General features: G+C 74.1%; 8 protein-coding genes and 1 pseudogene. 3 read left to right on the top strand and 6 right to left on the bottom strand.

Translation table 11 applies throughout. From position 1 onward, the window contains the following. The 6 genes from JNW98_RS25030 to JNW98_RS25005 form a co-directional block, all read right to left on the bottom strand. Positions 1 to 5,099, bottom strand: a 5,099-nt coding sequence (locus JNW98_RS25030; RefSeq protein WP_223770553.1) for a non-ribosomal peptide synthetase, incomplete at its 3' end; no start/stop codon positions are given. 75 nt (positions 5,100 to 5,174) lie between these two features. Further along, a complete protein-coding gene (locus JNW98_RS25025) occupies positions 5,175 to 6,185 on the bottom strand; it encodes a class I SAM-dependent methyltransferase (protein WP_223770552.1) in 1,011 nt (336 codons plus the stop codon). 5 nt (positions 6,186 to 6,190) lie between these two features. Then, complete coding sequence (locus tag JNW98_RS25020; protein WP_223770551.1) at positions 6,191 to 7,441, bottom strand: MFS transporter; 1,251 nt, start codon at positions 7,439 to 7,441, stop codon at positions 6,191 to 6,193. Further along, a complete protein-coding gene (locus JNW98_RS25015) occupies positions 7,438 to 8,727 on the bottom strand; it encodes a lysine N(6)-hydroxylase/L-ornithine N(5)-oxygenase family protein (RefSeq protein WP_223770550.1) in 1,290 nt (429 codons plus the stop codon). Before JNW98_RS25015 ends, JNW98_RS25020 begins: the two co-directional genes overlap by 4 nt. Then, complete coding sequence (locus tag JNW98_RS25010; protein ID WP_223770549.1) at positions 8,724 to 9,719, bottom strand: OsmC family protein; 996 nt, start codon at positions 9,717 to 9,719, stop codon at positions 8,724 to 8,726. The genes JNW98_RS25015 and JNW98_RS25010 overlap by 4 nt, the downstream gene beginning before the upstream one ends. Then, entirely contained in the window at positions 9,716 to 11,032 is a 1,317-nt protein-coding gene (locus JNW98_RS25005; protein WP_223770548.1) for a trans-sulfuration enzyme family protein, read from the bottom strand. Before JNW98_RS25005 ends, JNW98_RS25010 begins: the two co-directional genes overlap by 4 nt. Before the next feature lie 290 nt (positions 11,033 to 11,322). Here JNW98_RS25005 and JNW98_RS25000 point away from each other — a divergent pair, with 290 nt between their 5' ends. The 3 genes and pseudogenes from JNW98_RS25000 to JNW98_RS24990 form a co-directional block, all read left to right on the top strand. Beyond that, positions 11,323 to 12,279 carry a 2OG-Fe dioxygenase family protein gene (locus JNW98_RS25000; protein WP_223770547.1) on the top strand — a complete coding sequence of 319 codons (957 nt, stop codon included), beginning with the start codon at positions 11,323 to 11,325 and terminating at the stop codon, positions 12,277 to 12,279. Then, the gene (locus tag JNW98_RS24995) at positions 12,269 to 12,703 is read left to right on the top strand and encodes a GFA family protein (protein WP_223770546.1); all 435 of its coding nucleotides are present in this window, start codon (positions 12,269 to 12,271) and stop codon (positions 12,701 to 12,703) included. The genes JNW98_RS25000 and JNW98_RS24995 overlap by 11 nt, the downstream gene beginning before the upstream one ends. Next, positions 12,700 to 13,857, top strand: a pseudogene (locus JNW98_RS24990) (MalY/PatB family protein); the annotation flags it as partial. The gene JNW98_RS24995 and the pseudogene JNW98_RS24990, both read left to right, overlap by 4 nt. Positions 13,858 to 13,861: the final 4 nt, after the last annotated feature.

Genomic DNA, 13,861 nt, shown 5'->3' with positions numbered 1-13,861 from the left:
TGGACGGGCTGCCCGTCGACCTCCGGGAACACCGTCCGCAGGCTCTCGTGCCGCGCCACCACGTCCCGCAGCGCCGCCCGCAGGGCAGCCGCGTCCAGCGGGCCGGACAGCCGGGAGACGAGTGGGTTGTTGTACGTGGGGCTCGGGCCCTCCAGGCGGTCGAGGAACCACAGCCGCTGCTGCGCGGACGACAGCGGGACGCGCTCCGGGCGCGGCCCCGCCGTCAGGGCGTGCCCGGCGGCCCCGGCCGTGCCGACGAGCTCGGCGAGCCCGGCCGGCGTCGGCCGCTCGAAGAGGGACCGGACCGGCAGGTCGGCGCGGAGCCTGCCGCGCACCCGGCTCATCACCTTGGTCGCGGTCAGCGAGTGCCCGCCCAGCGCGAAGAAGTCGTCGTCGATCCCGGCCCCCGGCGCGTCCAGCACCTCGGCCCAGATCTCGCACAGCACCTTCTCCACCCAGGTGCGGGGCCGCCGGGACGCCTCGGCGGCGGGCGCGGGCAGGTGCCGGCGCTCCAGCTTGCCGTTGGGGCTCAGCGGCATCCGGTCCAGGGTGACGAACGCCGACGGCACCATGTAGTCCGGCAGGGACGCGGCGACGTACCGGCGCAGCGCGTCCGGCTCCGGCGCCCGGCCGTTGGGGACGACGTACGCGACGAGCCGCTTGACCGACGGCCGGTCCGCCACCGCCAGGACGGCCACCTGGGCCACGTCCGGGTGGCGCCGCAGCAGCGCCTCGATCTCGCCCAGCTCGATCCGGAAGCCGCGGATCTTCACCTGGTGGTCGGCCCGCCCGGTGAACAGCAGCTCGCCGTCGGCCCGCCAGCGCACCAGGTCGCCGGTGCGGTACAGGCGGGAGCCGGGCGGGCCGAACGGGTCGGCCACGAACCGCCCGGCGGTCTGCGCCGGCCGATTGAGGTAGCCACGCGCCAACTGGGCTCCACCGATGTACAGTTCGCCGATCACGCCCGGGGGGACCGGCTGGAGCCAGCGGTCGAGCACGTACACCGTGGTGTTGCCGATGGGCCGGCCGATCGGCGGGTCCGCCGGCCAGTCCGCCGGGTCGGCGGGCATCCGGTAGCCGGTCGCCATGTGCGTCTCGGTGGGGCCGTAGCAGTTGTCCAGCCGCCGGCCGTCCGCCTCGGCGAACAGGTCCTCGACGGCCGACGAGAGGACGAGCGCCTCGCCGCCCTGGCCGACGTGGCGCAACGCCGGGAGGCGGGTGCCGGCGGCGCGGGCCGCCTCGCAGACGGAGTTCAGCACCAGGTTCGGGACGACGGTCAGGTCGCTCACCTCGTGCTCGCCGAGCCAGGCGACGAGCTTCTCGGCGTCCTTGCGGATCGCGTCGTCCGGGACCAGCACGCAGCCGCCGGACGTGGTGGCGATGAGGAGTTCCATCGGCGAGACGTCGAAGCTGGTCGCCGAGAACAGGGCGATGCGGGCGGGCGGTTCGACGGTCGCCCACCAGACGACCAGGTTGACCAGCGCGCCGCCCGGCATCGACACGGCCTTCGGGACGCCGGTGGAGCCCGAGGTGTAGATGACGTAGCAGGGGTGCGCGGGCAGCAGCGGTTCGAGGCGTTCGGCGTCCGTGAGGTCGCCGGACGGCAGGTGGGAGACGTCGGGCAGCTCGGACAGGACGGTCGCCGGGCGGGCGTCCTCCAGCATGAACGCGTTCCGCTCGGCCGGGTACTCGCCGTCGATCGGCAGGTAGGCGCCGCCGGCCTTCAGGACCGCCCAGACGGCGACCACGAGGTCCGCCGAGCGCGGCAGCCGTAGCGCGACCAGCGCCTCCGGACCCACGCCGAGGCCGACGAGGTGCCGGGCGAGCCGGTTGGCCCGGGCGTTGAGCTCCGCGTACGTCAGGGTGCCGGTGGCGGCCTGGACGGCCGGCGCGTCGGGGGTGCGCCGGGCCTGGGCCTCCAGCAGCGCGGGGAGGGTGGTGTCCGGCACGTCGAGCGCGGTGGCGTTCCAGTCGCGGAGGATCCGTACGCGCTCCTCCGGGGAGAGGACGTCGACCGCGCCGCACGGCCGTCCCGGCTCCTCGGCCACCGCCGTGAGGACGCGGACGAGCCGGCCGGCCATGGCCTCGACCGTGGACGCGTCGAAGAGGTCGGCGTTGTACTCGATGTGCCCGGCGACCCCTGCTCCGTCGGTCCGCTCGTGGAAGTTGACGTTCAGGTCGAACCGGGCCACGCCGAGCACCGGCCGCCGTCCGGTCACCGCGAGTCCGGGCAGGGACAGCGCGGTGCCCGGCTCGTTCATGGTCAGCGACACCTGGAACAGCGGGTTCCGGGCGAGCGAACGGACGGGGTTGACCGCCTCCACGACCTGCTCGAAGGGGACGTCCTGGTGGGCGAAGGCGGCGAGGTCGGTGTCGCGGACGCGGGTGAGCAGCTCGTCGAAGGTGGGGTTGCCGGTGAGGTCGGTGCGGAGGACGAGGGTGTTGACGAAGAAGCCGACGAGGTCGTCGAGCGCTTCGTCGGAGCGGCCGGCGACGGGGGTGCCGACGGGGATGTCCGTACCGCCGGTGAGCTTCGCCAGCAGCAGGGCCAGGGCCGCCTGGAACATCATGAACGTCGTCACGCCGCGTTCCCGCGCCAGCTCGGCCAGCCTCCGGTGGACCTCGGCGTCCAGGTGGAAGTCGACCGTCCCGCCCTGGTACGAGGCGACGGCCGGGCGTGGTCGGTCGAAGGGGAGGCCCAGCTCGTCGGGTATGCCCTCCAACGCGCGCGTCCAGTGCGCCAGTTGTACGGCGGCCCGGCTGCCGGGGTCGGAGGGGTCGCCGAGCAGGTCGCGCTGCCAGAGGGTGTAGTCGGCGTACTGGACGGGCAGCGGTGTCCAGCGCGGCGCCTCGCCCCGGACGCGGGCGGCGTACGCCTCGCCCAGGTCCCGGACGAGCGGGTCCAGCGACCAGCCGTCCGTGGCGATGTGGTGCACCAGCAGCAGCAACACGTTCTCGCCGGGCGCGACTTCGTACAGCCAGGCGCGGACCGGGAGTTCGCGGGAGAGGTCGAAGGTCCGCCGGGCGTCCTCCTCCAGCCGTGCGTCCGGCACGGCGGCGTCGAGGCGTACGGTCTCCAGGTCCGGCACCGCCTCGTCCGGGGGCAGGACGTGCTGGACGGGCTGCCCGTCGGTCTCCGGGAACACCGTGCGCAGGCTCTCGTGCCGCGCGACGACGTCGCCCAGCGCCGCCCGCAGCGCGTCCGCGTCCAGCGGGCCGGACAGGCGGGAGACCAGCGGGACGTTGTACGTCGGGCTCGGCCCCTCCAGGCGGTCGAGGAACCACAGCCGCCGCTGCGCGGACGACAGCGGGACGCGGTCAGGGCGGGGGCCGGCCGTCAGCGGGGTGCCGGGCCGCTCCGGGGCGTCCGCGAGGCGCGCGGCGAGCCCGGCGGGGGTCGGGGCGTCGAAGACGTCCCGGACGGACGGGCGCGCGCCGAGGGCGGCGCCGATTCGGCCGACCAGCCGCATGGCCAGCAGCGAGTCGCCGCCCAGCTCGAAGAACGAGTCGTCGGCGCCCACCCGCTCCACGCCCAGCACCGCCGCGAAGTGCGCGCACAGCACCCGCTCGGCGTCCGTACGCGCCTCCCGGCCGCCGGTGGCCACCAGCGGCCCGGGGTCGGGGAGCGCCGCGCGGTCCAGCTTGCCGTTCGCGGTCAGCGGCAGCGCGTCCAGCAGGGTGACGGAGGCCGGGACCAGGTGCTCCGGCAGCCGGTCCGCGGCGAACCGGCGTACGTCGGCGGGTGTGACCTCCCCGGCCGGTACGACGTACGCCACCAGCCGCCGGTCGCCCGCCCCGAAGCGGTGCGCGCGGACCGCGACCGCCGCCACCGCCGGGTGCTCGCGGAGGACCGCCTCGACCTCGCCCGGCTCGATCCGGAAGCCCCGGACCTTCACCTGGTCGTCTGCCCGGCCCACGTAGCGCACCAGGCCGTCGGCGCCCCGCCGGACGAGGTCGCCCGTGCGGTACATGCGTCCGGGCGCGAAGGGGTCGGCGACGAACAGGGACGCCGTCGCCCCGGGCCGGCCCAGGTAGCCGCGCGCCAACCCGGCGCCGGCCACGTAGAGTTCGCCGGTCTCGCCGTCCTCCACCGGCCGCAGCCTGGCGTCCAGCACGTAGGCGTCGCCGTGCGCGACCGGCCGGCCGATCACCACGTCCTCCGCCGCGTCGGACGGCGCCCACAGCGCGTCCACGACGCACTCGGTGGGGCCGTACAGGTTGTGCGCGGTGACGCCGGGGGTGTCGCGCAGCTCCCGCCACAGCGGCTCGGGCAGCGCCTCGCCGCCGAGGACGACGAGCCTGGGCCGGGCCGCGGGGTCCCGGACCAGGCCGTGCGGCAGCAGCTGCTCCAGGTGGGACGGGGTGAGGTCGACGACGTCCACGCCGTGCCGGGCCACGTACGCGGTGAGCGCGGCCGGGTCGCGGCGCGTGTCGTCGTCCAGCAGGTGCAGTTCGTGGCCGGCCACCATGGCCAGCACCGGGTCCCAGGACGCGTCGAAGGCGAGCGGGGAGACGAGGGCGACCCGGAGCCGGTCGCCGGCCGCCACCGCCGCGTACTGCGGGGCGACGTGGCGGTGCAACAGGGCGGCCAGGGCGCGGTGTTCGACGACGACGCCCTTGGGCGTGCCGGTCGAGCCCGAGGTGTGGACGACGTATGCGGCATGGGCGGGGTCCAGGGGTGCGGGGCGGTCGGCGTCGGTGACGGGGGTGTCCGGCAGGCCGTCGAGGTCCACCGGACCGTCCAGCACCACCGCGCAGTCCGCCGCGCGGACCACGGACGCGATCCGGGCGGCCGGCTGGGCCGGGTCCACCGGGACGTACGTGCCACCGGCCTTCAGCACCGCGAACAGCGCCACCAGCGCGTCCGCCGAGCGCGGCAGCACCACGGCCACCCGCGCTTCCGGGACCACGCCCGCGGCGATCAGGTACCGGGCCAGCCGGTTGGCCCGGGCGTCGAGCTCCGCCCGGGTGAGCGCGTCGGTGCCGCAGGCCACGGCCCGCTCGGCCGGGTACCGGCGGGCCCGCGCCTCGAACTCCTCGTGCACGAGAGGTGCATGGCGCGCCACGCCGCCTGCCGTCCCGTCGCTCTTCGCCGTCATCGGCCCTCGCTTCACGCCTGTTCACCCCTGTGGCCCGTCGGCCGTCGTCCCGTCATGCCGATGCCGCCCCGGCCGTCACCGGGGTTCGAGTTCGAAGATGACCTCGTTGGCGACCATGCCGATGTCGTGCTTGTGCCGCAGCCGCCAGCCGCTCTCCGCGAAGACGCCCTCCCAGTCGGCCATGGTGGGCATGAAGGTGCCCATCAGGTCGTGCGCGACCTCGAAGCCGAGCATGAACACCGGCATCTCCGCGTCGGGCACGCCCACCGAGCGGGTGGCGTCGCCGAGCAGGAACCGGCGGGCGTTCGGGAAGAGTTCGCGCAGCCGGGCGAGGGTCGCCACGCACTGCTCGCGGGGCCAGAAGTCGTGCCCGGCCATGAAGCAGGTCAGCAGGTCCACCTCGGTGAACTCCGGCCGCGGGTCCATGGTCAGCATGTCCGCCTCGACGAAGGACAGCCGGCTCGCCAGCCCGGCGTCCGCCGCGTCGGCCGCCGCCACCTTCAGGGAGTCGCCCGCGATGTCGACGCCCAGCCCGCGGGCGTCCGGGTACCGGCGCAGGATCTGCATCAGGCGCTCGCCGCTGCCGCAGCCCAGGTCGGCCGCGACCCGGACGTCGAAGTCCAGCCCCTCCATCGCCCGCCAGAACCACGGGTCGTAGCAGAAGACGCTGATCTCCTTGCAGGAGCGGGCGATGGCGACGGGGTCGCGCTGGTAGAAGGTGCCGACGCGGTTCTCGTTGCGCAGCACCGACGGCATCTGGCGGAACAGCTCGCCGCTGCCGCGCACCAGCCAGTGGAAGAGGGAGCGGGTGCGCTGGATCTCGTCGAAGTCCTGCGCGGGCACCACCCGGGTGCCGTCCCGGCGGACGACACCGACCGAGGCGAGCGCCCGGAACATGCCCAGCGTGGACGCCGGGTCCAGGTCGTTGCGAGCGGCGAACTCGGCGGTGTCCAGCCGGCCTTGCTCCTGGAGCTCGTCGAGCGCGCCCACCTCCCAGGCCGCGCCGATCGCCCACGCGGCGACGGCAGAGTTGTAGATGCGGGCGGAGGTCGCCCAGGACGCGGCGTCCGTGTCCGTCGTCGTCATTGTCGTCACCTGTCCATTCCGATGGAGGGTTCAGTGGTGGGGGTGTCCAGAGGCGGCCGCTCGGCCGCGGGGCGGGTACGGGCCCGGGTGCCGCCGGCGCACACCGCGGCGGCGGCCACGAGCAGCAGCCCGCCGGCGCCGGAGGCCGCGAAGCCCCAGCCGGGCGACCAGCGGTCCATCACGAAGCCGATGGCCGGGGAGGCCAGGGCGCCGCCGAGCCGGGTCACCGAGTCCTGGAGGCCCATGGCCATGCCGCGGGCGTGCGGCGGCGCGAGCCGGCTGACGCTCTCGGCGATGGCCGCCAGCGTCGGCGCGCACACCAGCTGCATGGGCACCAGCGCCAGGCCGAGCAGCCACCAGGGCCCGTCGACCAGGCCGACCGGGATCACCAGCAGCGACAGCAGCGCCATCAGCGCGGACTGCGGAAGCGAGCGCGGGAGGGCGCCGTGCACCACGCCGCCGACGATGGACCCCAGGGCCAGGATGGCGACCGCCACCCCGGTCCACGCGGTCTCGCCGCCGGCCCGGAGCACGGCCACCAAAGCCAGTTCCGTCCCGCCGAGCACGAACAGCACGCCCATGGAGATCAGCAGCGTCGCCGTCATGCGCCCGTCGAGCCAGGTCCGCGGGGTGCCCGGGGCGGGCGCGGCCGCTTCCTTCTTGCCGCGCAGGGGCGGGTTCTGCACGTACAGCAGTACCGCCGTCACGGCGACGACCGCGCCGATGACCGTCAGGGCCAGCCGGCTGGAGAACTGGGTGGCCAGGTAGATGCCGACCGCCGGGCCCACGATGAAGGAGGTCTCCATCGCGACGGCGTCCACCGAGAACGCCGTCCGCCGCCGGTCCTCCGGCACCAGGGCCGTGATCACCTGCCGGGAGAGCGAGCTCACCGGGATCACCAGCGCGCCCGCCGGGAACGCGGCGACCAGCAGGACCTCGTACGGCAGCCACGGGACGCCGATCCAGTACGCGGTCGCGACCGTGGCGCAGACCGCGACCACCGGCCGCAGGCCGTGCCGGTCCAGGGCCCGGCCGACCGCCGGGGCGCCGACCATCGTGCCGACCGTCGTCGAGGTCGCGACGAGACCGGCGGCCACATAGCCCCGGTGCAGGCCGTTGACCACGTGCAGGGTCAGGGTCAGCCCCATCGCCGTGACCGGCAGCCGGGCCACGAACATCAGCAGCACCGAGCGGGTCATGCCCGGGAGGGCGAACACCTCGCGGTAGGGGCGCGGGCGGGCTTCGGCGGTGGTCACGGGCGGGCCTCCACGCGGTCCTTGGGCCCGAGGGCCGACTCGTCCGCCTTGAGGTCGTAGTGCTCCCGGCCCAGCAGGCTGTTGAGGATCACGGCCGAACGCCAGGCGGCCAGCGAGAGGTTGGGGTCGGCGACGCCGTGGGTGTGCCGCGCCGCGCCCTGGACGTAGATCCGGTGCCGGTCGGGGCCGTCCCAGCGCACCCGGTAGTCCGCCTCGACCGCGTAGCCGTCGTCGGTGACGGGCATCCGGTCGCGCAACCCCTCCATGCAGGGCGGGAGTTCGGTGCGGTAGCCGGTGGCCAGGACGACCGTGTCGCAGGACAGGGCGCGCCGTCCGCCGGTGGCGGTGTCCTCCAGCTCGGCGCGGAACCCGCCGTCGGCTTCCGCGAGCCCGGTGAGCCGCACGCCGGCCAGCAGGTCGTGGGTGAACGGGCCGCCGTCCGTGAGGTAGTCGAGCGCGTACAGCCGCTCGTACACCCGGGCCAGCAGCTCGCGGGTGATCCCGGTGCCGGCGGACCGCTGCCGCTCCAGCAGGGCGGCGCGCGGGCCGGCCGGGAGCTCACGGAAGTACTCGACGTAGCGGGGGTTGAACCACTCGTCGGCGAACGGCGAGTCGTCCAGCGGGGCGAAGCCCTCGCGCCCGGTGACCCAGGTCAGCCGGCGCGGCAGCCCGGCCCGGCCGGACATCAGGTCGAGCGCCACCTCGGCCGCGCTCTGCCCGCCGCCGACCAGCAGCACGTCCCGGCCGTCCAGCCGGTCGTCCCGGCGGAGGTGGTCGGCGGCGTGCCACAGCCGGCGGCCGGTGGCGCCGCGGGCGCAGTCGGGGACGTACGGGGTCCGGCCGACGCCGAGGACCACGTGGTCCGCCCGGTGGACGCGCCGCCCGGTGCGGACGGTGAACCCGTCGCCGTCGTGCTCCACCGCCTCGATGCGCTCGCCGAGCCGCACGTCCAATTGCTGGGCGGCCCAGGTGAGGTACTGGTCGAACTCCTTGCGGCTGACGTGGTCCGCGGCGGCGATCAGGTGCCGGTACAACCGGCCCCGCTCGTGCAGGAAGTTGAGGAAGCCGAAGCGGCTGCGCGGGTCGACCAGGGTGACCAGGTCCTTCACCGGGCTCACCTGGAGCCGGGAGTCGGGCCAGAGCAGGCCGGGGTGCCAGGCGACGGAGTCGCGGGCCTCCAGGGCGGTGACGCGGAGGCCGTCGACCGGCTCGGCGAGGGCCGCCAGGCTCAGGTTGGCCGGCCCCGCGCCGACGGCGAGGACGCGGAGGGCGCCGTCTCGGTTCATGCCGGACACGACTCCACCCGGTGCGAGGAGAGCCGGACGGCCGGGGCCGCCTCGATCAGGTACCGCACCTCGGACGCGGCCCACGCCGCCGCCACGGCCTTCTCCAGCTCCGCGCCGGACAGCCCGGACGCGTCCGGCACCGTGCACCGCATGTCCTGGAGCTGCACGACGGCCGACGGGTCCGCCTGGAGCAGCCCCCCGACGTCCTCCGTGCCGCGGACCACGACCCGCCAGGGCAGGGCCCGGCCGGTCAGCTCGCGGGCGCACCGGCCCAGGTGCGAGGCGACGTCGGCGGCCAGACCCATCAGCAGGTACTCCTGCGGGTTGGGCCCCCAGTCGACGCCGGTGAGCTGCTTGGGCGCGTCGACGCGCAGCTCCTCGCCCGGCTCCGGGTCCAGCGGGGCGGACGCGAGCTGGGTGCCGCTGATCCAGCGGACCCGGCAGGCGGCCGGGCGGCCGGTGGGCGGCGCACCCTCCGCCGTGCCGGCGCTCGCCGGCGCGGCGTCCGGCCCGTAGCGCAGGGCGACCGGGACCGGGCGGGTGAGGGTCGTGTAGTTGGGGCTGAACCGCTCGACCTGACCGACGAGTTCGGCGACGGTCGCGTCGTCCGGCACCCCGCCGACGTCGATCCGGCTCGTCACCGCGCCGCCGTCCCAGGCGATGTCCATGTCGGCGCTCTCGAAGACCACCGACTGGGCGCTGCCGCCGCCGACCAGCGTGGTGAGCGCGCAGGAGGCGATGCCGGTGAGGGCCAGGTGCATCGGCAGCGGGCCGTCGGGGCCGGGGCCGTCGGGCGCGACGTCGCGCAACTCGACGGAGAAGCGGCGCGCGGACTTCACCGTGCCGAACAGGGCCGGTCCGATCTTCGCCGACAGCCCCCGGTACGGCGAGGAGCACGCCTCCGCCGAGTAGAGGAACGCCGCCTCGGCGGGGTCGTTGCGGATCTCGTGGACCACTTCGCTGAAGCCGGCCGTGTTGAAACTGTTCCTCATCGCATGTCCTCCTCGTCCGGTGCGCCGAGCGCCTCGTCCAGATCCCGCACCAGATCGCGGACGTTCTCGATGCCCACCGAGAACCGGACCAGGCCGGGATTGATGCCGATCCGGGACCGCTGGCGGGCGGTGAGCGAACTGTGCGAGGTATTGCTCGGCATGCTCACCAGGGATTCCACGCCGCCCAGACTCGTCGCCACATAGGGAATCCGGAGTTTCTTCATGAATTCCAGGGCGGCCACGTCGCCGCCGCGCACCTCGAAACTCACCATGCCGCCGAATCCGCGGTAGTCCGCGTATTCCAGGTCGGCATAGCGGGGGCCGCCGAGTTCCGGGTGGTGGACGGCGGCGACGCGCTCGTGTCCGGCCAGGAAACGCGCCACTTCGAGGGCGTTGGCGTTCTGCTCGCGGACGCGCAGCGGAAGGGTCTTCATTCCGCGTTCCAGGAGGAAGGCGGCGATCGGTTCGAGGGTGCCGCCGAAGCGCAGCGTCTGCGCCCAGATCCGGTCGAGGAACTTCCGCCGGCCGACGACCGCGCCCGCGGTCAGGTCGCTGTGCCCGGCCAGGTACTTGGTGGCGCTGTGCACGACGACGTCCGCGCCGTGCTCCAGGGGGCGCATGTTGACCGGGGTGAGGAAGGTGTTGTCCACGACGAGGAGGGCGTTGGCCTCCCTCGCGATCTCCGCGAGGCCGCGCACCGACGGCGCCTTCAGCAGCGGGTTGGTCAACGTCTCGAAGAACAGCAGCTGGGTCTCGGGGCGGATCGCCGCGCGGACCGCGTCCAGGTCGCAGGGGTCGACGAAGGTCACCTCGCGGCCGGCCGACGGCATGTCCTCGCGGAGCAGGTTGTAGGTGCCGCCGTAGACGTCGTAGGCCGAGACGATGTGGCTGCCCGCGTTGGTGAGCGCGTAGATCGTGCCGGCCGTGGCGCTCATCCCGGAGGACGTCACCAGCGCGCTGCGGCTGCCCTCCAGGGCGGCGATCTTCTCCTGCACGGACCACTGCGAGGGGTTGCCGTACCGGGTGTAGATGGGGACGTCGCGGGAGGTCCCGTCGGAGAAGGCGGCGTAGCTGGCGTCGTCCAGCAGGAAGGTGCTGGTCTGGAAGACCGGGGTGCCGACGGCGCCCGTCACCGGGTCCTCGTACGTCCCCGCGTGCACGGCGAGCGTCTCCGGCGACACGTCGCGGGACAGCACCCGGTGGTGCGGGGTGACGGGCCCCGCGAACCGCGAGCGGGTGAGGTCGCCGAACCACTTGGCGCCGTCGTTGCGGCCCTCTTCGAAGCCGATCGCCGTACGGCTCTCTTTCGCCACGAGCACCCCTAGCTTTTCTCCGGTACGGACTCCGGTACGGACGGCAATTGCGCTGTCGGGCCGAAAAGCTAGCAGCGGCGTGTCGACGAAACGTCGACGCCTTGTCAACGCCTTGTCGACGCGGCGTCGACGTGCGCCGCCGGCCTCGTTTACGACGGCGTTCCGATAACGCGGCGGAAATCGACGGCACTTGACACGGCATTCCCGCCCTCCCTACGTTGACCGCGGAATGCGGGGCCGCGGTCATGGTGACGGCCTGCCCTCGTCCGACCCATCACCATGGAGGTCGAGTGACAACCTCGGAATTCACAGTCGACGTCGTCTCCGAAATAGCGGACGTCAGATCCCGGTACGAACGCGACCGGGCGGTCTTCGTCGAGGGCGCGCGGATGACGGAGATCCTCCGGTTCCTGGGCGCCTCGGACGGGGACCTGGAACGGCTGAAGGGCGTGAGCGACGGACTGCGCGGCGATCCCACCCTGCCGTTCCGCAAGTCGCGCAACGGCCGGTTCTGTCTCGACCCGGTGGAGCGGCGGGCGCGCCGGCTGGAGTTCCAGCCGTTCGTCCTCTCCAAGGAGGAGGACTTCGTCCGGCACGACTCGGGCGAGCTGCGGGTCTTCGAGGAGGTGCGCGACGACCTCCAGCTGAACACCGCCTTCCAGGCGCTGCTGGCCTTCAAGTTCCTGGTCATCGAGGACGTCGCGATGGCCCGCCGCCCGCACCTCGACTACGGGTCGCCGCAGTGGATCTGCACCCTGTTCAACCTGCGGACGATCACCGACGCGCGGCTCCAGGGCGAGCCGGCGCTGGAGGGCGTGCACAGCGACGGTGTGGACCACACCATGACCACCCTGCTCGGCAGCACCAACATGACCGAGCACAGCGCGTCGACGTTCATCCACGACATGCGTGAGACCAACGCCGCCCGGTGGTACGAGACCGACCCCGAGCTGCTGCTCGGCGAGGAGCGGCACCGCCACTTCCTGGACACCCTGCTCCTCGTCGACCACGAGCGGAAGCACAGCGTGTCGCCGGTGATCGCCGTCGATCCGGAGCGGCCGGCCACCCGGGACATGCTCATCTTCTTCACCCGCAAGCCGGCCGGCCCCGGGCACGTCTCGCACGCGCACGACTCGCTGCGGCCGCACCCGGACCTGCCGATGAGCACGCCCCTGCCCGCGCTCGACGACCTGGCGCGGACCGCCGGCGGGCCCGCCCTCGCGGGGGTGGACCACCGTGCCGGCTGACCGCGACGCGGCCGACGCCGCGCCGGAGATCGAGCGCGTCCGGTACGAGGGCTCGTGCCACTGCGGGGGCGTGGCGTTCTCCGCCACCGCCAGCCGCAAGCTCACCATCACGCTGTGCAACTGCGGTATCTGCTACAAGTCCGGACACCAGGAACTGATGGTCCCCGAGGAGCGGTTCGAGCTGTACCGCGGGCAGGAGTTCCTCAAGCCGTACCGGTTCGGCAACCGGATCGCGGACCACACGTTCTGTGCCGTCTGCGGCGTCATGCCCTTCTACCGCCCCCGCTCGCACCCCACCGGCTTCTTCAGCGTCAACGCGCGCTGCCTGGACCTGGAGGCCGCCGAGCACATCGAGTTCGTGGACTTCGACGGGCGGAACTGGGAGGCGAGCAAGGCCGCCGGACAGCACGTCCTGACCGAATGAGCGTCCGGTACGCGGCCGGTTCCGAAGCAGGCGCGGATGCCGACTCGGAGGCCGACGCGCTCCGCCGCCTCGGCCGGCTCAAGTGGGAGACGGCCGGGCCGGACGGCCTCGGCGCGTGCGCCGCCGAGACGGACTTCGGCACCGCCCCGCCGGTCCTCGCCGCGCTGCGGGCCGCCGTCGACCGGGACGTGCTCGGCTACCTGACCCCGTCCCTCGCCGCCGAGGCGGGCGCGGCCTGCGCCGCCTGGCAGCGGGGCCGCCACGGCTGGGACGTGTCCGGGGACGACGTCCGGCTGCTGCCCGACGTGGTCCGGGCGCTGCACGTCGCCGTCGAGCACTTCTCCCGCCCCGGCTCCCCGGTGATCGTCCCGGTGCCCGCCTACACGCCGTTCCTGGTCGTCCCGCCGCTGCTGGGCCGCCGCGTCCTCCAGGTCCCCATGGCCCGGACGGCCGGCGGCCGGTACGCCCTCGACCTCGACGCGCTGGACCGCGCCTTCGCCGCCGGCGGGCATCTGCTCCTGCTCTGCAACCCGCACAACCCGACGGGCCGGGTCATGGAGCACGACGAACTCCACGCCGTCAGCGCTCTGGTGACGGAGCATCAGGGGCGGGTGTTCTCCGACGAGGTGCACTCCCCGCTGGTGCTCGCCGGGCACCGGCACGTGCCGTACGCCTCCGTGTCGGAGGCCGCCGCGCTCCACACCCTGACGGCCACCTCCGCGTCCAAGGCGTGGAACCTCGCCGGGCTCAAGTGCGCCCAGATGCTGCTCCACAACGACGCCGACCGCGACCGGTGGGCCCGGCTCGGCCGGCCGGCCACCGACGGGACGGCCACCCTGGGCGCGGTGGCCGCGACCGCCGCCTACCGGCTGGGGCGCCCGTGGCTCGACGCGGTGCTCGCCCGGCTGGACCGCAACCGCCGGCTGCTCGGCGACCTGCTGGCCGTCCACCTGCCGGGGGCCGGATACGTCCCGCCCGAGGGCACGTACCTCGGCTGGGTCGACCTCCGCGGCCTCGGCCTGCCCGAGGCGGACCTCGCGGGGTTCTTCGCCGAACGGGCGGGGGTGACGCTCGTCGACGGGCGCGACTGCGGCACGGCGGGCGAGGGTTTCGTCCGGATCAACTTCGCCACCACGGAGGCGATCCTGACCCGGATCG

Source organism: Streptomyces huiliensis, from assembly GCF_020037025.1.
GTDB classification, from domain to species: domain Bacteria; phylum Actinomycetota; class Actinomycetes; order Streptomycetales; family Streptomycetaceae; genus Streptomyces; species Streptomyces huiliensis.
This window is presented reverse-complemented; position numbering and strand designations above follow the sequence as displayed.

What these genes read in the sequence shown, in the direction of transcription:
- JNW98_RS25025 (WP_223770552.1), bottom strand. Translation starts at nt 6,185, where the DNA reads ATGACGACGACGGACACGGACGCCGCGTCCTGGGCGACCTCCGCCCGC.
- JNW98_RS25015 (WP_223770550.1), bottom strand. Translation starts at nt 8,727, where the DNA reads ATGAACCGAGACGGCGCCCTCCGCGTCCTCGCCGTCGGCGCGGGGCCG.
- JNW98_RS25010 (WP_223770549.1), bottom strand. Translation starts at nt 9,719, where the DNA reads ATGAGGAACAGTTTCAACACGGCCGGCTTCAGCGAAGTGGTCCACGAG.